The following is an 18,453-nucleotide window of genomic DNA, read 5'->3' as shown; positions in this document are numbered from 1 at the left end:
CTCAGAGCCCGTAGCGGGCGAAGGCCGCGCGCTCCGCGAACGCGGCCATCGCCCCCTCGGCCAGGTCGATCCCGCCCGGCGCGCCGCCGCGGCGCAGCAGGCGGGACAGGAATCCGCCCCGGGCCTCGGCGACGAGGCGCAGGTCGACCTTGTCGCCGAAGCGCGCGCGCATCGCGGTGCGCACGTCGCCAAGCGCGTCGACGAGTCCGAGGGGCAGCGCCTGCCGCCCGGTCCAGACCGCCCCGGTGAACAGGTTCTCGGCTCGCGACAGGGTCGGGCGCCGGGCCGTGACGAGGCCGGTGAACAGGTCCTGCACGTCGGCCTGGATGCGCTTCAGGCGCTCCACGTCGGCGGGATCCTCCGGGCGGAACGGGTCGAGCATCGACTTCGCCTCGCCCTGCGTGTGGACCCGGCGCTCGACGCCGAGCTTCTCCAGCAGGCCGTGGAAGCCGAACCCGGCCGAGACCACGCCGATCGAGCCGACGATCGAGGTCGGGTCGGCGACGATCTCGTCGGCCGCGCAGGCGATCATGTAGCCGCCGGAGGCCGCGACATCCTCCACGAAGGCGATCACCGGCACGCCCTTCTCGTCGGCCAGCGCCCGGATGCGGCGGTGGATCAGGTGGGACTGCGCCGGCGAGCCGCCGGGCGAGTTGATCACCAGCGCCACCGCCTTCACCCCCGGCATCCCGAAGGCGCGCTCCAGGCTGCCCGCGACGCTCCCGATCGAGAGCCCCGGCCGGATCGGCGAGACCGCCCCGATCGTGCCCGACAGCCGGACCACCGCGACCCGCGGGCGTCGGTCCCGGAAGCGGCGCGGGAGGAGGGCGCGAAATGTGTCGGGGAACGCGAACGCCATGGGAGTCTTACGCGGCTCATCGGGAAGCCGGGCGGGGGACGGCCCGGAAGCGCCTGTTGCGGAAACTGGGCGCTTTCCGGCGCCGCGCAAGGGCGGCGCGCGACGGCGGCGCATCTGCGCAGTCAGAACGGATCGAACCGTTTGCCGACCTTGGCCGTTTCAGGCGACGGCGCGAGCCTCGTGCCGGCCCGGATCCGCTGGACTCGGACGGGCGCTCACACGGGAGAGAAACGATGCGACCCTGGCCGATCCTGGTCCTCCTCGCCGCGCTGCTCGGCGGGCTGGCGACTGCGCCCGCGCGGGCGGCGCCCCTGCCGGTCCCCGCCGGCGCCGAGGCCGCGGCGCCCGCCCCCGCGGTGCAGCAGGCCCACTGGCGCTACCGCCGCCACTGGCACCGGCGTCACCACTGGCGGCGCCACTGGCACCATCGCCGCCACCACTGGCATCGCCGCCACCACTGGCACCGGCACCACCATTTCCGCCGCCACTGGCACCGCCACCACGTCTGGCACGGCCGCCCGTACGGCCACCGGCACGTCACGTTCTACTGAGCCAAGCCCCCGCGTCCCGGCCCGATCCGGCCGGGGCGCGGCCCCGCCGGGAACTGTGCCGGGGACCCTGCCGGAGACCCCGCGGCCGAGCCTGCCGGCGGCCGCGCTGCGACCTTGCGGGCGGCCTCGGAAAACCTTATTTAACCGTCTGATATCACTGCTCTTCCGCAAGGCCGTTCCGGCGCATCGCGCGCCGCTTGGCCGCCGCGAGCACCGCCCGTCCGGGCCTCAGAACGGAAATCGACTTGGCCGAGAACGATCCGACTGGCGCCGCCCCGCCCGCCAGCGACATCCGCCCCGTCTCCATCACCGACGAGATGCGCCGCTCCTACCTTGATTACGCGATGAGCGTGATCGTGAGCCGGGCGCTTCCCGACGCGCGCGACGGGCTCAAGCCCGTGCACCGGCGCATCCTCTACTCCGCCTTCGAATCCGGGCACCTGCCCGAGCGGAAATACGTCAAGTCGGCGCGCATCGTCGGCGACGTGATCGGTCTCTACCACCCGCACGGCGACCAATCGATCTACGACGCCCTCGTGCGGATGGCGCAGGACTTCTCCATGCGCCTGATGCTCATCGACGGGCAGGGCAATTTCGGCTCGGTGGACGGCGATCCGCCGGCCGCCATGCGCTACACCGAATCGCGGCTCGCCAAGCCCGCCACGGCGCTGCTCACCGACATCGACAAGAACACCGTCGATTTCGGACCGAACTACGACGAGTCGCGCGAGGAGCCGACCGTCCTCCCGGCCCGCTTCCCGAACCTGCTGGTCAACGGCGCCGGCGGCATCGCGGTCGGCATGGCGACCAACATCCCGCCGCACAATCTCGGCGAGCTGATCGACGCCTGCGTGGCGCTGATCGACGATCCGGGGCTCACCATCGAGCAGCTCACCGAGATCGTCCCCGGCCCGGATTTCCCCACCGGCGGCATGATCCTCGGCCGGGCCGGCACGCGGCAGGCCTACGCCACCGGCCGCGGCTCGGTGATCATGCGCGCGAAGTCGCATGTCGAGGAGCTGCGCAAGGAGCGCGAGGCGCTGATCTTCACCGAGATTCCCTATCAGGTGAACAAGGCGACCCTCGTCGAGAAGATCGCCGAGCTGGTGAAGGAGAAGCGCGTCGAGGGCATCTCCGACCTGCGCGACGAATCCGACCGGTCGGGCATGCGCATCGTCGTCGAGATCAAGCGCGACGCCATGGCGGACGTGGTGCTGAACCAGCTCTACCGGTTCACGCCCCTGCAATCCTCCTTCGGTTGCAACATGGTGGCGCTGAACGGCGGCCGCCCCGAGCTGATGAACCTGAAGGACCTGCTCCAGGCCTTCGTCGACTTCCGCGAGGAGGTCGTCTCCCGGCGGACCAAGTTCCTCCTCGGCAAGGCCCGCGAGCGGGCGCACGTCTTGTGCGGCCTCGCCATCGCGGTCGCCAACATCGACGAGGTGATCCGCCTGATCCGGACCTCGCCGGACCCGAACGCCGCCCGCGAGGCCCTGATGGGCCGGGACTGGCCGGCCCACGACATCGCGCCGCTGATCGCCCTGGTGGACGACCCGCGCCACCGGGTCGCCGAGGACGGCACCTATCGCCTGTCCGAGACCCAGGCCCGCGCCATCCTCGACCTGCGCCTGCAGCGCCTCACGGCTCTGGGCCGCGACGAGGTCGGCGACGAGCTGAAGACGCTGGCCGACGAGATCGCCGACTATCTCGACATCCTGCGCTCGCGCGCCCGCATCCAGGGGATCGTCAAGGGCGAACTGGCCGAGGTGCGCGAGCAGTTCGCCACACCGCGCAAGACCGAGATCGTCGACTTCGACGGCAGCGTCGAGGACGAGGACCTGATCGCCCGCGAGGACATGGTGGTGACCGTGTCGCACGCCGGCTACGTCAAGCGCGTGCCGCTCTCGACCTATCGGGCCCAGCGCCGCGGGGGCAAGGGTCGCTCCGGCATGGCGACCCGCGACGAGGATTTCGTCACCCGCCTGTTCGTGGCCAACACCCACACGCCGGTGCTGTTCTTCTCCAGCCAGGGCCAGGCCTACAAGGAGAAGGTCTGGCGCCTGCCGATGGCCGCGCCGAACGCCCGCGGCAAGGCGCTGGTCAACATCCTGCAATTGCAGGACACCTCCGAGCGCATCACCACGATCATGCCGCTGCCCGAGGACGAGGCCTCGTGGGAAACGCTCGACGTGATGTTCGCGACCGCGCGCGGCAATGTCCGGCGCAACAAGCTGTCGGACTTCACCACGGTGAACCGCAACGGCAAGATCGCCATGAAGCTCGATCCGGGCGACCACATCGTCCATGTCGAGATCTGCCGTCCGGACCAGAACGTGCTGCTGACCACGGCGCTCGGCCAGTGCATCCGCTTCCCCGTCGAGGACGTGCGCGTGTTCAAGGGCCGCGACTCGACCGGCGTGCGCGGCATCCTGCTCGGCAAGGACGACAAGGTCATCTCGATGACCATCCTGAATGCCTTCGACGCCACGGCCGAGGAGCGGGCCGGCTACCTGAAGATGCGCCGCGCCGTCACCGGTGAGTCCGAGGAGAACGGCGACGCCGAGGCCGAGGACGGCGCCGAGGCGGCGGCGATCTCGCTGGACCGCTACAACGAGATGGGCGCGGCCGAGCAGTACGTGCTCACCCTGTCGGAGCGGGGCTTCGGCAAGCGCTCCTCGTCGTTCGAGTACCGGACCTCGGGACGCGGCGGGAAGGGCATCACGGCGATGCGGGTCAACGCCCGCAACGGCAGCCTCGTGGCGTCCTTCCCCGTCGAGGCCTCGGACCAGATCATGCTGGTCACCGACGGCGGCCAGCTGATCCGCGTGCCGGTGGACGACATCCGCATCGTCGGCCGCGCCTCGCAGGGCGTGACGGTGTTCAACACCGCCAAGGACGAGAAGGTCGTCTCGGTGGAGCACATCGAGGGCGAGGACGAGGGCGCCGAGGCCGGCCCCGAGGGCGGCGAGGAGGCGTGAGGCGCCGCCCGGTTCCGTCCGGCGCGAAAATGCTCTAGGTCGGGTCGCGATGACCCGCACCGCCCTCTACGCCGGCTCGTTCGATCCGGTCACGAACGGCCATCTCGACGTGGTCCGCCAAGCCTGCCGGCTGGTGGACCGCCTCGTGATCGCCATCGGCGTCCATCCCGGCAAGGCGCCGCTGTTCTCCGCCGAGGAGCGCGCGGCGCTCCTCACCGAGACCTGCGGACCGGTGGCACAGGCCGAGGGCGCGGCGCTGGAGATCGTCACCTTCAACGACCTCGCCGTCTCGGCCGCCCGGCGCTGCGGCGCCGCGATCTTCATCCGCGGCCTGCGGGACGGCACGGATCTCGACTACGAGATGCAGCTCGCCGGCATGAACGGCGCCATGGCGCCCGAGGTGCAGACCGTGTTCCTGCCCGCCTCGACGCAGGCCCGACCGATCACCGCGACGCTGGTGCGCCAGATCGCCGGCATGGGGGGCGACGTCTCGCCCTTCGTGCCGGCGGCCGTCGCCGCGCGCCTCCGGCAGCGCTTCGCCGCCCATTCCTGAGACCGGCCCGACCCTGGAAGGACCACGATGAACCGACGCCACGCCCTCCTCGCGCTCGCCCTCACGCTCGGCACCGTCCAGGCCGCCCGGGCCGCCGACGCCAACACGGTCTATCTCCAGACCAAGGACGGGCGGATCACCATCGAGCTGCGGCCCGACCTCGCGCCCAAGCACGTCAAGCAGATCAAGACGCTGGTCTCGCAGGGCTTCTACAACGGCCTCAAGTTCCACCGCGTCATCGACGGCTTCATGGCCCAGACCGGGGACCCGAAGGGCAACGGCACCGGCGGCTCCAGCCTGCCGAACATCCCGGCCGAGTTCACGCAGGCGGCCCAGTTCCGCCGCGGCACCGTGGGCATGGCCCGGTCGCAGGATCCGAACTCGGCCAACTCGCAGTTCTTCATCTGCCTCGGCGACGCGCCGTTCCTGAACGGCCAGTACACGATCGTCGGCAACGTGACGGACGGGCTCGACGTCCTCGACAAGATCAAGAAGGCCGCCCCCGGCGCGCCGGGCGGGGCCGTGCAGGACCCCGACAAGATCGTCAGCATGACGCTCGCCGAGAAGGCCAAGTAGCGGCCGCATGCCCGGCCGGCGCGCCGCCTCGATCCTCCTGCTGAGCCTGATCCCGGCGGCCGCCGCGGCCTATGACGGCGCGCCGTTCTACGGCTACGCCGACGGGCCGGGGGGCGGCTATCCGCTGAGCCTGCCCCAGACCCTGCGCGCCACGGTCCCGGTGCCGGTCGCCCGGATGGCGACCAGGCCCGCCGACACCCTGGCCGAACTCTACCCGGCGCTCGCCGCCTGCTGGCAGGCTCCGGGCGGCCTCGGCCGCCCGAGCGGCGGCGCCGACGACATCGAGATCACCCTGCGGCTCGCGCTGCGGCGCGACGGCAGCCTGATCGGGCCGCCCCGCGTCACCTACGCGGCGGGGGTCGCGGGCGATCAGCGGACCGCCCTGGTGCGCGGGACCCTCGACGCCCTCGCGCGCTGCACCCCGGCCCACATCACGCCGGGCCTGGGCCGGGCGATCGCGGGCCGGCCGGTGGCGCTCCGCTTCGTCTACCGCCCGCCGGCCTGAGCGCCGGCGAACCCGACACGGGCGCTGGCCGGATCCGGAGCGCGCCGATACAGTTCCCCCAACCGGAAGGAAAGACCATGGCCGACAACGAGACCATCGTGCTGGAGACCACCAAGGGCCGCGTCGTGATCGCGCTGCGCCCCGACCTCGCCCCGGGCCATGTCGAGCGGATCAAGACGCTCGCCGCCCAGGGCTTCTACGACGGCGTGCCGTTCCACCGCGTGATCGACGGGTTCATGGCCCAGACGGGCGACCCGACGGGCACCGGCTCGGGCGGTTCGGACCTGCCGGACCTGAAGGCCGAGTTCAACGCCGAGCCGCACGTGCGCGGCACCTGCTCCATGGCGCGGACGAACTTCCCGCACTCGGCGAACTCGCAGTTCTTCATCTGCTTCGACGATGCCCGCTTCCTCGACAAGCAGTACACGGTGTGGGGCAAGGTCGTGGAAGGCATGGACGTGGTCGACACGATCAACAAGGGCGAGCCGCCGCGCTCGCCGGACAAGATCGTGAAGGCGACCGTCGCGGCGGCCTGAGCCCGGATTAAGCCTCACGTCTGAAGCCATCTCTCGGTGGCTTCGGCGCCGCTGTCGTTGCGGGCGGAGCGAAGCCATCCAGGGGGCACGACGACTTCCTCCGTCGCGCCGCCCTGGGTCACTGCGCTTCGCTCGCGATGCTGGCGGACCGCATCAACCCTCGATCCAGGGCTTCCGCCGCCGCCAGATCCGCCGGCGTGTTGAGGTTGAGGAACGGATCCACCGGCTCGACCGGCCAGGACGCCACCGCGGCCCCGCGGCGCGCGATGAAGGCGCCGACGCGCCGCTCGCCCCGCTCGAGATAGGCCCGGAGCGCGTCGCGCAGGGCCGTCGGCCAGAGGGCGATCGTGTAGTGCTGCCGCTCCCCCGAGGCCGCGAGCGCGATGCCGGTCTCCGGCCCGGCGGCGTCGAGGCGCGCCACCAGATCCCCCGGCAGGAACGGCGCGTCGCCCGACACGCTGACCACCCGCGCGACACCCCGCGCGGCGGCGTGCTCCAGTCCGGCGAGGATGCCGGCGAGCGGTCCCGGCTGATCCGGCACGGGGTCCGGCAGGACCGGCCCGGGAAAGCCGGAGAACCGCGCCGGGTCGCCGTTGGCGCTGAGCACCAGCCCCGCCCCGCATTGCGGCCCGAGCCGTTCGACCACCCGCTCCAGCAGGGTCCGCCCCCCGAGCCGCAGCAGCGGCTTGTCGCCGCCGCCCATCCGCCGCGCCTGGCCGCCGGCCAGGATCAGGCCCAGGACCGGCGAAGCGACAGCCGGCGACGGCATGGGATCACTCGAAGACGATCTTCGGCGCCGTCCGCCCGGCTGGCGCGCCGGACAGGTTCGCCCAGAGCTGGGCGGCGATGTCGCGGTAGACCTTGGCGTGCGGCCCGTCCGGATCGGTCGCCACCACCGGCTGGCCGGAATCCGAGGTCTCGCGGATCGTCATGTTCAGTGGCACCTCGCCGAGGAACGGCACGCCGAGGCGCTGCGCCTCGATCCGCGCGCCGCCGTGCCCGAAGATGTGCGAGGCGTGGCCGCAATTCGGGCAGACGAAGGTCGCCATGTTCTCGATCACGCCGAGGATCGGCACCGCGACCTTCTTGAACATAGTCACGCCGCGCCGCGCGTCGATCAGCGCGAGGTCCTGCGGGGTCGAGACGATCACGGCGCCGGACAGCGGCGTCGCCTGCGCCATGGTGAGCTGCGCGTCGCCGGTGCCGGGGGGCATGTCGACGAGCAGCACGTCGAGCTCGCCCCAGAGCACGTCGCGCAGCATCTGGGTGATCGCCGACTGGACCATCGGGCCGCGCCAGATCATCGCCGTCTCCGGCTCGATCAGGAAGCCGATCGACATGACCTTGAGCCCGTAGCCGATCATCGGCTCCATGGCCTTGTTGTCGACGACGTTGGGCTTGCCCGAGAGGCCGAACAGCTTCGGCACGGACGGGCCGTAGATGTCGGCGTCGAGGAGGCCGACCTTCAGTCCCTGTGCCTGGAGCGCCAGGGCGAGGTTGCAGGCGGTGGTCGACTTGCCGACGCCGCCCTTGCCGGAGGCGACCGCCACGATGTGGCGCACGCCCGCGATCTGCGGGCCCTGGTTCGGCGGCGCGCCGGGCCGCGGCGGCGCGACCGGCGGCGGCGTCACGGGGCGGGGGGCGGCGCTGCTCTGGGCCGGGTGGCTCTGGTTCCGCTCGGAGGTGAGGCTCGCGAACACGCCCGAGACGCCCGGCATCTGCAGGACGCGCCCCTCGGCCTGCCGCCGCACCGGCTCGAACCGCTCGGCCTCGCTGGGATCGACCAGGATCGAGAACATCACCCGGTTGTTCGGATCGACCACGACCTGGGAGAGCCGTCCCGAGCCGGGCAGGGTGGTGCCGGCGGCATCGACCGTGATGCCGGCGAGCGCCTTCAGCACGTCGTCGCGGGTGATCGCCAAGATGTCCTCCAGCGGGGCAAGCAGGTATGCCAGTGCATGTAACCGAGCGGGCCGAGAACACCAGACCCCGGACCCGCAATCGGCGCCGCCGGCGGCGGCCTGCGTCCCCGGGGCCGTCCCGCCACCCATCTCAGTGCGGGCGCGCGATGAGGTTGCACTCCTCCATCGGGCCGCGCACCACGGTCCCGTCGCCGCGCCGGTAGAAGCCGTGGCGCAGGCGGCGGCAGCCGAGCGGGCCGCGCAGTCGCTTGACGCGCTCGATGTGGACGCTGCCGTAGCGCCGGTTCGAGAAGTCGTGGCCGCCGATGCGCACGCCCGGGCCGAAGCGCACCTCTGCGGCGGCCGGCAGCAGGCCGAGTCCGAACGCGACCAGCGCCGCCGCTACCCGGCCGATCCCTCGACCCTGATTCATCCGAACCTCCTCACCGCACGGGCAAGCTGAACCAACGGGAGACTGATCCGTTGTCGGGGCAGCCTTCGGCCGGGGCCCCCCTCCGGAGACCCCGCCGGGACCGAAACGACGCGTAGGAGACCACTTTCATGCATCAGGGCAACCACCGCGACCACGAGGGCGCGAAGAAGCTGTTCGAGCTCATCAAGGACGTGAAGATCGCCATGATGACCACCGTCGATTCCGACGGCACGCTCAACAGCCGCCCGATGTGGAACAACGACGCCGACGAGAACGGTGACCTGTGGTTCTTCACCAAGCTGCACTCGCCCAAGACGGCCGAGATCAGCAAGGACAACCAGATCAACCTCGCCTATTCCGATCCGTCGAGCCAGAACTACGTCTCGGTGGCCGGAAAGGCCGAGATTGTCCGCGACCAGTCGATCATCGACGCGAAGTGGAATGAGAGCCTGAAGACCTGGTTCCCGAACGGCAAGGACGATCCGGAGGTCGCGCTGATCCGCGTCCACCCGGAGAAGGGCGAGTACTGGGACAGCCCGAACAGCACGATGCTGCACCTCTACGGCTACGTGAAGGCCTCGCTCACCGGCGAGAGCCCGAAGACCGAGACCAAGAAGGTCGATCTCGCCTGAGAGTCCGGGTTCAGGGCACGGCCTTTCCGCGGGCGGTCTCCGGGAGGAGGCCGCCCGTCTTCTTGACGTCGGCGGTTCCGGCATGCGCTCTGCGCGATCGAAGCGCGGCAGAGTGCCTTACGAATGCTGGATCTGGCGAAGCGAGTCTACGACCACAGCTTCCGCATCGACCCGATCGTGCGGTCGCTGCTCGACACGGATTTCTACAAGCTCCTGATGGCGCAGACGATCCTGCGCCGACACCCCGACATCCGGACCACCTTCGGCATCACCAACCGCACGCGGCGCATCCGCATCGTCGACGAGGTCGATGCCGGTCTGCTGCGCGAGCAGCTCGACCACGCCCGGACCCTGCGCCTCAGCAAGGGCGAGATCACGTGGCTGCGCGGCAACGTCTTCCGCGGCCAGGGGCGAATCCTGGGACCCGAATTCGTGAGCTGGTTCGAGGCCTTCCAACTCCCCGAATACGAGCTCGCCGTCCATGACGGCCAGTACGAGCTGACCTTCCACGGTCCCTGGGTCGAGACCACGATGTGGGAGGTCCCGGCGCTCGCGATCCTCAACGAGTTGCGGGCGCGGGCCGTGCTGCGTGGCCTCGGCAAGCTCGACCTGCAGGTGCTCTACGCCCGCGCCATGACCCGGGTCTGGGAGAAGATCGAGCGCCTGCAGAGGCTGCCGGACCTGTCGGTGGCGGATTTCGGCACGCGCCGGCGCCACGGCTTCCTGTGGCAGGACTGGTGCGTGCAGGCGATGGCGGAAGGCCTCGGCGGCGCGTTCCTCGGCACCTCCAACTGCCTGATCGCGGCCCGGCAGGAGGTCGAGCCGGTCGGCACGAACGCTCACGAACTGCCGATGGTCTACGCGGCGCTCGCCGAGGACGACGCGGCGCTCGCCGCCGCGCCCTACGCGGTGCTGTCGGACTGGCAGGAGGATTACGGCGGCAACCTGCTGGTGATCCTGCCCGACACCTACGGCACCACCGGATTCCTGGCGAACGCCCCGGACTGGGTGAGCGACTGGACCGGCATCCGCATCGACTCGAAGGATCCGATCGAGGGCGGCGAGGAGGCGATCCGCTTCTGGCAGGCTCGCGGGCACGACCCGCGGGACAAGCTCGCGATCTTCTCCGACGGGCTCGACATCGACGAGATCGAGCGCATCCACGCCCGGTTCCACGGCCGCATGCGCATCGGCTACGGGTGGGGCACGCTGCTCACCAACGATTTCCGCGGGCTCCTGCCGGAGGGGAAGCTCGACCCGGTCTCGATCGTCTGCAAGGTCACCGAGGCCGACGGCCGGCCGACCGTGAAGCTCTCCGACAATCCCACCAAGGCGCAGGGGCCGGCCGACGAGGTCGCCCGCTACCGGCGGGTCTTCGCCGTGGGCGAGCAGGAGGCGCTGCCGGTACTGGTGTGACGGGCGCACACCACCGGCGGAGGATTCCGGCACCGCCGGCCTCGCGAGCGGAGCGACGTGATGACAGTGAGGGACCCGTCCACCGAAGCGCTCGAGCGGAACGCGTATCAGACCCGGCCGTGTGAAACACGGAGGCTGCCGACCTGGGGATGAATTCATTATCGTGCCCGGCAATCGGAGCCGCCCCGGGCGGCCCCGTCCGGGAGAACGCCATGTCGATGAATCGCCGCTCGCTCATCGGGGCCGCGGGCCTCGCTCTCACGGCTCCGGCCCTGCAGGGCGCGCAGGCGGCCGAGACCGCCAAGCCGGCCGCCAAGCCGGCCGCGAAAGCACCGCCGCCGCCCGTGACGAAGATCCTCGCGCAGTGGATCCTCGGATCCACCTACGACACCCTGCCGGAGCCCGTCCGCCGCGAGGGCGTGCGCAGCTTCCTCAACTGGGTGGGGGTGGCGATCGGCGGCTCGCACCACGAGACCGTGGACGTGGCGGTCTCGGCGCTGCAGCCCTTCTCGGGGCCGCCGCAGGCCGGGCTGTTCGGCCGGACCGAGCGGTTCGACATCATGAACGCCGCCTTCCTCAACGGCGTGTCGAGCCACATCTTCGACTTCGACGACACCCACCTGAAGACGATCATCCACCCGGCCGGCCCGGTCGCCTCGGCGATCCTGGCCTACGCGGCGATGAAGCCGGTCTCCGGCAAGGATTTCCTCGACGCGCTGGTGGTCGGGATCGAGGCCGAGTGCCGGATCGGCAACGCGGTCTACCCGAACCACTACGACGCCGGCTGGCACATCACCGGCACCTGCGGACCCTTCGGCGCCGCCGCGGCGGCCGGCAAGCTGATGGGGCTCACCGAGCAGCAGATGGTCTACGCCCTGGGGCTCGCCGCCTCGCAGCCGGTGGGCCTGCGCGAGTCGTTCGGCTCGATGAACAAGAGCTTCAACCCGGGCCGGGCCGCGTCCAACGGCCTGTTCGCCGCGATCCTGGCGGCGAAGGGCTTCACCTCGTCGGACGGGATGATCGAGGCCAAGCGCGGCTGGGCCAACACGATCTCCACCAAGCAGGACTGGTCCGAGATCACCGACGGCCTCGGCACGCGCTACGAGGCCCAGCTCAACACCTACAAGCCCTTCGCCTGCGGGATCGTCATGCACCCGACGATCGACGCCGCGATCCAGATCCGCGACGCGGACCACGTCAGGCCGGAGGACGTCCAGCGCGTCGACCTGAAGGTCCACCCGCTGGTCCTGGAGCTGACCGGCAAGACCGCGCCGAAGACCGGCCTGGAGGGCAAGTTCAGCATCTACCACGCGGCCGCGGTGGCCTTCGTGGAGGGCGCGGGCGGCGAGAAGCAGTTCAGCGACCGGGCCGTGAACGATCCGCGGGTGGTGGCCCTGCGCCAGAAGGTGGTCCCGGTGATCACCCCCGGCGTCGACCCCGCGCAGGTGGACATGACCGTGACGCTGACCGACGGGCGGACGTTCCACCGGCATATCGAGCACGCCATCGGCAGCGTCGAGAAGCCGATGTCGGACGCGCAGCTGGAGGCGAAGTTCACCGACCTCGCCGCCGGGATCCTGCCGGACGCGCAGGCCCGGAAGGTGATGCAGCTGTGCTGGTCGCTGCCCGACCTGAAGGATGCGGGCGACGTGGCGCGGGCCGGCGTCGCGGGGACCTAACCTGCGCGCGAAGCCCGCGGGATCGTTTTCGCGTCCTGTGCCGTTCCCCGTCCGCGAGGCCTCCGCCGCTCCCGGCGGCCGCCCGCGCGTGGCGTTCGGGACGTGGATCACGGTATGGGCACGAGAACCCCGGTCGGGGTCGAACCGGCAGCGCGGCCCGGAACTTCCCTGATCCCGCCGCGGCCGACCCGCGTGGCCGCCGCCGAGACGCCGCGGGCCGCCATGGCGTCGCCGGTCGTGGTCGGCGCCACCATCATCGCCGCCCTGTATTTCGGCCGCGAGATCTTCATCCCGATCGCGATCGCGCTGCTGCTGTCGTTCGTGCTGACGCCGCTGGTGAACCGCCTGCGGCGGCTGCGGCTGCCGCGGCTGGCGGCGGTGGGCGTCAGCGTGCTCCTGACCGTCGGCATCGTGGCCGCCCTGGCCACCCTGATCGGCATCCAGGCCGCCGACCTCGCGGGCGACGTCCCCCGCTACCGCGACACCATCGAGCGCAAGATCGACGGGCTGCGGAACTCCCCCGTCGGCCACGTCACGCAGTACGTCGCCAATATCGGGCGGGCGCTCCACGGCGCGAAGGAAGCCGGCAGCCCGGAGACGCAGTCGGCCGCCCAGCAATCCGCCACACCGCCCTCGACACCGCCCTCGACACCGTCACCGGGCCCCGAGCCGACCCAGGCCGCGCCGAAGCCCGTCCTCGTCGAGGTCGCCACGACCCCGCCGGGCTCCCTGGAGATGCTCTCGACCGTGCTCACGCCGGTGATGCATCCCCTGGCCACGGTCGGCATCGTCTTCGTGGTGCTGCTGTTCGTGCTGATGCAGCGCGAGGACCTGCGCGACCGCATGATCCGGCTGGCCGGATCGAGCGACCTGCACCGGACCACCGTGGCCATCGACGACGCGGCCAAGCGCCTGAGCCGCTACTTCGTGGTGCAGCTGGCCCTCAACGCCGCCTTCGGCGTGGTCATCGGCATCGGCCTCTACATCATCGGCGTGCCGAATCCGGTGCTCTGGGCGATCTTCGCGGCCCTGATGCGCTTCGTGCCGTATCTCGGGGCGGTCCTGTCGGCGATCCTGCCGATGGCGCTCGCCGCCGCGGTCGATCCCGGCTGGAACATGATGATCGCGGTGGCGATCCTGTTCATCGTCCTGGAGCCGCTGACCGGTCAGGTGTTCGAGCCGATCTTCTACGGGCAGTCCACCGGCCTCTCGCCCTTCGCGGTCCTGGTCTCCGCCCTGTTCTGGACGTGGCTCTGGGGGCCGGTCGGGCTGCTGCTCTCGACGCCGCTGACCGTCTGCCTCGTGGTGCTCGGCCGCTACGTCGAGCACCTGGAGTTCCTGGACGTGCTGTTCGGCGACCGGCCGGCGCTGACGCCCGTCCAGAACTTCTACCAGCGCATCCTGGCGGGCGATTCCGAGGAGGTGCTGGGCCATGCCGAGTTGATCCTGCAGCAGTGCTCGCTCTCCTCCTACTACGACGAGGTCGTGCTCAAGGCGCTGGAACTCGCCGCCCGCGACGCGGCCCGCGGGGTGCTGACGGCGCAGCAGAAGGGCGCGATGCGGGCCGCGCTCACCGAGCTGGTCGCCGACCTCTCCGACCGGAGCGACGCCGTCACGGGGGCGACGGGCGAGGGCGAGGAGAGCGCTTGCAGCCCGCTCCCGATGGGACCCGCCCCAGAGGCGCTGCCCGCCGCCTGGACGCGCGAGGGCGCGGTGCTGTGCGTGGCCGGGCGCGGCTTCCTGGACGAGGCCGCGGCCGCGATCCTCGCGCAGATCCTGGAGAAGCGCGGCCTCGGCGTCCGCACGGTCCCCTTCGCCGAGACGGCCTCCGTGCGGATCGGCCGGTTCGAGGCCGGGCCGGCGCGCATCGCCTGCGTGGTCTCCCTGGCGCTCGACGGCGAGCCGACCCACCTGCGCCGCCTGATCCGCCGGCTGAGGGGCCGGGTCCCCGGCGTGCCGGTCCTGCTCGGCCTGTGGCTCGCCCAGGACGGTGGGGCGAACCGCCTCGCCGGCGGGCCGGGGGGCGCCGCCGAGGCCGACGCGCAGGTGGGATCGCTGCGCGAGGCGGTCGAGGCTATCCTGGCGGCCGCGCAGGAGGACGCGGCGGCGGCTGACGCGCCGGAGGGCGGGTCGGACGGCGCCGCGGAGAGCGCCCCGGACGCCTGCGGCGAAACGGCGGGGCTGCCCGCGCCGGCCAGAGCGTGAGCCGAGGATGCGCGGGGGCGAGGGCTTGACGGGCAGGGGCGCGCGCCGGTTTCGTCGGAACGGGCCAGTTGGCCGCGCGGCCTTCGGGCGGAACAGGGGACGGAACGGATGAGCGTCGTCGAACTCGGCCGGTTCATGGACGACCTCGCGGACGCGTCCGGGAAGGCGATCCTGCCGTTCTTCCGCGCCCAGTTCGGCCTGGACGACAAGGCCCGCGGCGGGGCGCCGTTCGATCCGGTCACCGAGGCCGACCGGGCCGCCGAGGTCGTCCTCCGGGCGATGATCGGCCAGACCTTCCCGGGCCACGGCATCCTCGGCGAGGAGTTCGGCGCGGAGCGCACCGACGCCGAGTGCGTCTGGGTCCTCGACCCGATCGACGGCACCCGCGCCTTCATCGGCGGCCTGCCGACCTGGGGCACCCTGATCGGGCTGACCCGCAACGGCGTGCCGGTGCGGGGGATGATGCACCAGCCCTACCTCGCGGAGCGGTTCACCGGGGACGGGCGCAGCGCCAAGCTCCGCGCGCCGGCGGCCGAGCGGACCCTGCGCACCCGCCGCTGCGGGGATCTCGCCCAGGCCATCCTGGCCACGACGGATCCCCGCCTGTTCGCGGCCGGAGACGAGGCCGAGCGCTTCCGGGCACTGGAAGGCCAGGTGCGGATGTCCCGCTACGGCGCCGATTGCTACGCCTACTGCATGCTGGCGGCCGGCCAGATCGACCTCGTGGTCGAGGCCGGTCTGAAGCCCTACGACATCGTCGCGCTGATCCCGATCGTCGAGGGGGCCGGGGGACGGGTCACGGCCTGGGACGGCGGCTCCGCCGCCGGCGGCGGCCGCGTGATCGCGGCCGGCGACCCGCGGCTGCACGAGGCCGCGCTCAAGGTTCTGAACCCGTGACGCGCGGCCGTCTCCAGTCCGTCCGCCGCGAAGGTTCGTCCGCGTGCTGCTGAACGCGCTGATCCTGGTCACGGCCCTGGTGCCGCACGCCGAGGCCGGCGCGGACGCCCTCGCGCGCGCCCTGCCGCTTCCGGCGGCGGCCACCGCCCCGGCGGACGGACGGCCCCCGCGCTTCGATCCCGCGACCCGCTCCGTGTCCAACTGGCACGCCCAGACCGGCGCGCAGCTGACGCCGCGGGCGCTGGCGGTCACGGCCTCGCTGGCCGACGACCCGCCCTACGTCGCCCGCTGCGTGCGGCTCAACAACGGCTGGTGCATCAAGTCCGCCCGCTGGCCCGGTGAGATCGGCGCCGACGGGGAGGGCCACACCGCCTTCGCCACCCTCGACGACGGCGCCGACGCCGCCGCGAGCCTGCTGCGGCGCTACTACCGGGATTACGGCCGCCGCACGGCGCTGGCCATCGTGCGCCGCTGGGCGCCGGCCGAGTGCCGCGTCGGCGCCGCGCCCGCGCGGCCGGGCCGGGCGGTGGCGACGCCCGCCGTCTCGGCGGCCCTCGCGCCCCGGGGGCTCGGGCGGACCCTGCGCGCCCGCTACCTCGCCGCGCACCGCCCCGGCGGCGCGCCGCGCGGCCGGGCAGCCCTGCGGGTGCAGCCCTGGTCGCCGCTCGCCCGGATGGCCGGCCGCCCGAGCAGGCGCCCGGCCGCCATACCGCGGGTGGCGATGCTGCAGCCGGTTCCCGACATCGCCGCCGGGATCTCCGCCTCCAGCGGCCGCCCGGCCGGGAGCGTCGCCGACCCGTCCGCACTCCTCGACCGGAAGCCGGGCCGCGTCCCGAGCGCCGAGCGGATGGTGGCCGAATCCGCGCTTCTGCCCGCGATCGCGGCCGGCCTGCCGGTGCTCGACCTGCGCCTGCCGGCCCCGCTCTGCACCGGCGACGAGGTCCGGATCCAGGCCTACGCCAACCGGATCAGCGCCAGCGTCGGCCTGAAGCCCGGCGACGACCTCGACCTGTTCGGGCCGGACGGCGCGCCGCGCGCCAACTTGGCGCCCGTGATGCTGGCGATGTCGGCGGTGGAACTCGGCACGCTGCGGGCCGGCCCGGACCTCGTGGCCGGGGCGATCGCCCGGCTGAGGCCGCTCACGCCGGCCGCCAGCACCGCGCCGCCCTAGGGGAGCCTTCCCGAGCGGCAAGCCTTGCGGTTCGGCCCCGGCCGCGCCACCTCTGCCCGGCCCGTTCCCCTCACCCCGAGCCCGCCCGTGCCCCTGATCGACCTTGCCGCGCGTGCCGGCTCGGCCGTCAAAGCCTTCGCCGAAGCCTCGCACGACCTGCTGGTCCAGCCGACGCTGCGACTGGGCGTGACCGGGCTCGCGCGGTCGGGCAAGACCGTGTTCACCACGGCGCTGATCCACCACCTCGTGGAGACGCACGCGCTGCCGGCCTTCGCGCCCGCGCAGGAGGGCCGCCTGCGCCGGGCCAAGCTGGTGCCCCAGCCCGACGACGACGTGCCGCGCTTCCCGTTCGAGGAGCATTTCGCGACCCTCACCGAGGCGCGGCGGTGGCCGCGCTCCACCGACCGGATCAGCCAGTTCCGCCTGGAGATCGCCTACGAGCGCGCCGCCGGCTGGCGCTCCGGCCCCGCGACCCTGATGCTCGACGTGGTCGACTACCCGGGCGAGTGGCTCCTCGACCTCGCGCTGATCGAGACCAGCTACACCGCGTGGTCCCGGGCCACGATCGGCGGCACGCGCCGACCCGGCCGCGCCGCCGTGGCGGCGCCCTGGCTCGAGGCGCTCAAGGGCTTCGACCCGAACGGCCCCCTCGACGAGGTCGCGGCCGAGCGGGCGAGCGACGCCTTCAAGACCTACCTCGCGGGCCTGCGCGCCGGCCCGGAAGCCGTGGCGACGACGCCCCCGGGCCGGTTCCTGATGCCGGGCGACCTCGCGGGCTCGCCGGCGCTCACCTTCGCGCCCCTCGACCGGCTCACCGAGACGATCGCCCCCGACAGCCTCGCCGGGCTGATGGAGCGGCGCTTCGAGGCCTACAAGGCCAAGGTCGTGACGCCGTTCTTCCGCGACCATTTCCAGCGAGTCGACCGGCAGATCGTGCTGGTGGACGTCCTGTCGGCGGTCGATGCCGGCCCGACCGCCCTGGCGGAGCTGGAGGAGGCGCTGGACGCGGTGCTGCTCAGCCTCAACATCGGCCGCAACACGGTGCTGTCGCGGCTGTTCGCCCCCCGGGCCGACCGGGTCCTGTTCGCCGCCACCAAGGCCGACCACCTCCACCAGACGAGCCACGACCGGCTCGACGCGCTGCTGCGGCTGCTCGTGTCGCGGGCCATGCGGCGGACCGAGGCCGCGGGCGCCCGGGTCGGCACCGTGGCGCTGGCCTCCGTGCGCGCCACCCGCGAGACCACCGTCCACGACGGGTCGGAGACGCTGCGGGCGGTGGCCGGCACCCCGGAGGCCGGCGAGGTGGTGGGCGACGAGGTCTTCGACGGCGACAGCGAGGCCGCGATTTTCCCGGGCGAGCTGCCCGCCCGTGCCGAGGCGGTGCTGGAGGGTGCGGTCGAGCCGGGCTCGCTGCGCTTCCCGCGCTTCCGGCCGCCGCTGGTGCGGCCCGACGGGTTCGGCCGCCCCGGGCACCTGCCGCAGATCCGGCTCGACCGGGCGATGCAGTTCCTGATCGGCGACCGGCTGGCGTGACGATGTGTGCGATGCGGAGCCCGCGACC

General features: G+C 72.4%; 17 protein-coding genes. 13 read left to right on the top strand and 4 right to left on the bottom strand.

Annotated features, from left to right (window positions below; translation table 11 throughout):
* Window position 1 precedes the first annotated feature (1 nt).
* Window positions 2-859, bottom strand: a complete 858-nt coding sequence (locus tag J3A75_RS15695) for a S49 family peptidase (protein ID WP_012319127.1) — start codon at window positions 857-859, stop codon at window positions 2-4.
* A gap of 233 nt (window positions 860-1,092) precedes the next feature.
* On the opposite strand from J3A75_RS15695, the gene J3A75_RS15690 reads away from it, so the two are divergent.
* The 6 genes from J3A75_RS15690 (at window position 1,093) to J3A75_RS15665 (ending at window position 6,558) form a co-directional block, all read left to right on the top strand.
* Entirely contained in the window at window positions 1,093-1,410 is a 318-nt protein-coding gene (locus J3A75_RS15690) for a hypothetical protein (RefSeq protein WP_012319126.1), read from the top strand.
* Between the two features lie 245 nt (window positions 1,411-1,655).
* Window positions 1,656-4,388, top strand: coding sequence for a DNA gyrase subunit A (gyrA, locus tag J3A75_RS15685; protein WP_012319125.1), 2,733 nt, complete (start codon window positions 1,656-1,658; stop codon window positions 4,386-4,388).
* Between the two features lie 49 nt (window positions 4,389-4,437).
* Window positions 4,438-4,941: a pantetheine-phosphate adenylyltransferase gene (gene coaD, locus J3A75_RS15680; RefSeq protein ID WP_012319124.1), complete on the top strand. Its 504-nt coding sequence runs from the start codon at window positions 4,438-4,440 to the stop codon at window positions 4,939-4,941.
* A gap of 27 nt (window positions 4,942-4,968) precedes the next feature.
* Window positions 4,969-5,517, top strand: coding sequence for a peptidylprolyl isomerase (locus J3A75_RS15675; protein WP_012319123.1), 549 nt, complete (start codon window positions 4,969-4,971; stop codon window positions 5,515-5,517).
* Between the two features lie 7 nt (window positions 5,518-5,524).
* Complete coding sequence (locus J3A75_RS15670; RefSeq protein ID WP_029361131.1) at window positions 5,525-6,022, top strand: hypothetical protein; 498 nt, start codon at window positions 5,525-5,527, stop codon at window positions 6,020-6,022.
* Between the two features lie 77 nt (window positions 6,023-6,099).
* Window positions 6,100-6,558, top strand: coding sequence for a peptidylprolyl isomerase (locus J3A75_RS15665; protein WP_010686120.1), 459 nt, complete (start codon window positions 6,100-6,102; stop codon window positions 6,556-6,558).
* A 118-nt stretch (window positions 6,559-6,676) separates the two neighbouring features.
* Here J3A75_RS15665 and mobA read toward each other — a convergent pair whose 3' ends face one another.
* The 3 genes from mobA to J3A75_RS15650 all read right to left on the bottom strand — a co-directional run bounded on the left by mobA (window position 6,677) and on the right by J3A75_RS15650 (window position 8,892).
* Window positions 6,677-7,327 (bottom strand): molybdenum cofactor guanylyltransferase MobA, encoded by a 651-nt coding sequence (gene mobA / locus J3A75_RS15660; protein ID WP_029361132.1) that lies wholly within the window; start codon window positions 7,325-7,327, stop codon window positions 6,677-6,679.
* Between the two features lie 4 nt (window positions 7,328-7,331).
* Window positions 7,332-8,480, bottom strand: a complete 1,149-nt coding sequence (locus tag J3A75_RS15655) for an Mrp/NBP35 family ATP-binding protein (RefSeq protein WP_024830123.1) — start codon at window positions 8,478-8,480, stop codon at window positions 7,332-7,334.
* Window positions 8,481-8,610: 130 nt separating this feature from the next.
* Window positions 8,611-8,892 carry a hypothetical protein gene (locus J3A75_RS15650; RefSeq protein WP_058607480.1) on the bottom strand — a complete coding sequence of 94 codons (282 nt, stop codon included), beginning with the start codon at window positions 8,890-8,892 and terminating at the stop codon, window positions 8,611-8,613.
* Between the two features lie 128 nt (window positions 8,893-9,020).
* Between J3A75_RS15650 and J3A75_RS15645 the strand changes: the two genes are divergently transcribed.
* The 7 genes from J3A75_RS15645 to J3A75_RS15615 all read left to right on the top strand — a co-directional run bounded on the left by J3A75_RS15645 (window position 9,021) and on the right by J3A75_RS15615 (window position 18,425).
* Window positions 9,021-9,524: a pyridoxamine 5'-phosphate oxidase family protein gene (locus J3A75_RS15645; RefSeq protein WP_024830124.1), complete on the top strand. Its 504-nt coding sequence runs from the start codon at window positions 9,021-9,023 to the stop codon at window positions 9,522-9,524.
* 123 nt (window positions 9,525-9,647) lie between these two features.
* Window positions 9,648-10,940 carry a nicotinate phosphoribosyltransferase gene (locus J3A75_RS15640; RefSeq protein WP_070999458.1) on the top strand — a complete coding sequence of 431 codons (1,293 nt, stop codon included), beginning with the start codon at window positions 9,648-9,650 and terminating at the stop codon, window positions 10,938-10,940.
* A 212-nt stretch (window positions 10,941-11,152) separates the two neighbouring features.
* The gene (locus J3A75_RS15635; protein WP_070999456.1) at window positions 11,153-12,619 is read left to right on the top strand and encodes an MmgE/PrpD family protein; all 1,467 of its coding nucleotides are present in this window, start codon (window positions 11,153-11,155) and stop codon (window positions 12,617-12,619) included.
* Window positions 12,620-12,733: 114 nt separating this feature from the next.
* Window positions 12,734-14,824, top strand: coding sequence for an AI-2E family transporter (locus J3A75_RS15630; RefSeq protein WP_059408925.1), 2,091 nt, complete (start codon window positions 12,734-12,736; stop codon window positions 14,822-14,824).
* 108 nt (window positions 14,825-14,932) lie between these two features.
* Entirely contained in the window at window positions 14,933-15,721 is a 789-nt protein-coding gene (hisN, locus tag J3A75_RS15625) for a histidinol-phosphatase (RefSeq protein ID WP_070999455.1), read from the top strand.
* Window positions 15,722-15,764: 43 nt separating this feature from the next.
* Complete coding sequence (locus J3A75_RS15620; protein WP_012319113.1) at window positions 15,765-16,892, top strand: hypothetical protein; 1,128 nt, start codon at window positions 15,765-15,767, stop codon at window positions 16,890-16,892.
* A gap of 87 nt (window positions 16,893-16,979) precedes the next feature.
* Window positions 16,980-18,425 carry a YcjX family protein gene (locus tag J3A75_RS15615; protein ID WP_024830128.1) on the top strand — a complete coding sequence of 482 codons (1,446 nt, stop codon included), beginning with the start codon at window positions 16,980-16,982 and terminating at the stop codon, window positions 18,423-18,425.
* The last annotated feature ends 28 nt before the right edge of the window (window positions 18,426-18,453 follow it).

Source organism: Methylobacterium sp. PvP105 (genome assembly GCF_017876975.1).
Classification (GTDB): Bacteria; Pseudomonadota; Alphaproteobacteria; order Rhizobiales; family Beijerinckiaceae; genus Methylobacterium; species Methylobacterium radiotolerans.
This window is presented reverse-complemented; position numbering and strand designations above follow the sequence as displayed.

What these genes read in the sequence shown, in the direction of transcription:
- J3A75_RS15695 (WP_012319127.1), bottom strand. Translation starts at nt 859, where the DNA reads ATGGCGTTCGCGTTCCCCGACACATTTCGCGCCCTCCTCCCGCGCCGC.
- J3A75_RS15675 (WP_012319123.1), top strand. Translation starts at nt 4,969, where the DNA reads ATGAACCGACGCCACGCCCTCCTCGCGCTCGCCCTCACGCTCGGCACC.
- J3A75_RS15690 (WP_012319126.1), top strand. Translation starts at nt 1,093, where the DNA reads ATGCGACCCTGGCCGATCCTGGTCCTCCTCGCCGCGCTGCTCGGCGGG.
- J3A75_RS15670 (WP_029361131.1), top strand. Translation starts at nt 5,525, where the DNA reads ATGCCCGGCCGGCGCGCCGCCTCGATCCTCCTGCTGAGCCTGATCCCG.
- coaD (WP_012319124.1), top strand. Translation starts at nt 4,438, where the DNA reads ATGACCCGCACCGCCCTCTACGCCGGCTCGTTCGATCCGGTCACGAAC.
- hisN (WP_070999455.1), top strand. Translation starts at nt 14,933, where the DNA reads ATGAGCGTCGTCGAACTCGGCCGGTTCATGGACGACCTCGCGGACGCG.
- J3A75_RS15635 (WP_070999456.1), top strand. Translation starts at nt 11,153, where the DNA reads ATGTCGATGAATCGCCGCTCGCTCATCGGGGCCGCGGGCCTCGCTCTC.
- J3A75_RS15640 (WP_070999458.1), top strand. Translation starts at nt 9,648, where the DNA reads ATGCTGGATCTGGCGAAGCGAGTCTACGACCACAGCTTCCGCATCGAC.
- J3A75_RS15650 (WP_058607480.1), bottom strand. Translation starts at nt 8,892, where the DNA reads ATGAATCAGGGTCGAGGGATCGGCCGGGTAGCGGCGGCGCTGGTCGCG.
- mobA (WP_029361132.1), bottom strand. Translation starts at nt 7,327, where the DNA reads ATGCCGTCGCCGGCTGTCGCTTCGCCGGTCCTGGGCCTGATCCTGGCC.
- J3A75_RS15665 (WP_010686120.1), top strand. Translation starts at nt 6,100, where the DNA reads ATGGCCGACAACGAGACCATCGTGCTGGAGACCACCAAGGGCCGCGTC.
- J3A75_RS15645 (WP_024830124.1), top strand. Translation starts at nt 9,021, where the DNA reads ATGCATCAGGGCAACCACCGCGACCACGAGGGCGCGAAGAAGCTGTTC.
- J3A75_RS15630 (WP_059408925.1), top strand. Translation starts at nt 12,734, where the DNA reads ATGGGCACGAGAACCCCGGTCGGGGTCGAACCGGCAGCGCGGCCCGGA.